Source organism: Vibrio sp. 1078-1 (genome assembly GCF_033340475.1).
The window spans coordinates 1-532 of the sequence record NZ_JAWOWM010000827.1 but is presented as its reverse complement, the minus strand read 5'-3'; the positions used below and the strand labels follow the sequence as shown (position 1 = coordinate 532).

1 protein-coding gene is annotated in these 532 nt (G+C 52.6%); it reads left to right on the top strand.

Features of this window, described 5'->3' with window-relative positions:
• Positions 1-532 (top strand): ABC transporter permease subunit (locus R7190_RS30315; RefSeq protein ID WP_318138267.1); only part of this gene is annotated, 532 nt, incomplete at both ends.

Genomic DNA, 532 nt, shown 5'->3' with positions numbered 1-532 from the left:
TTTCTTTTAGCATCTCAGTCCCACTTGGGATGCTGCTCGGCACTATTGCCGCATTAAAGCGCAATAGCCGTTTGGACTACGGATTAATGACACTCTCGATGACGGGCGTGGTTGTTCCTGCTTTTGTTTTGGCTCCCGTGCTTGTCAGCATTTTTGCGATTCAGCTTGGTTGGCTCCCCGCTGGTGGCTGGGAAGGTGGGCAATTAGCTTTTCTTGTTTTGCCGGTATTAAGTCTGGCCATTGGATCAGTCGCTAGCATCGCGCGTGTCATGCGCGGCGCGATGATTGAAACCCTCAATCAGCCTTACATTCGCACCGCAAAAGCGAAGGGATTATCGACCGCCTACATCTTGTTCCACCATGCACTGCGTCCGTCATTGATCCCCGTCGTCGCCATGCTCGGGCCAGCGTTTGAATCTGTCGTGACGGGCTCTGTCATCATCGACATTTTTTTCGGCACTGGTGGTATGGGCCAGCACTTTGTATCTGGTGCACTGAATCGCGACTACGGCGTAGTCATGGGTATCACCTT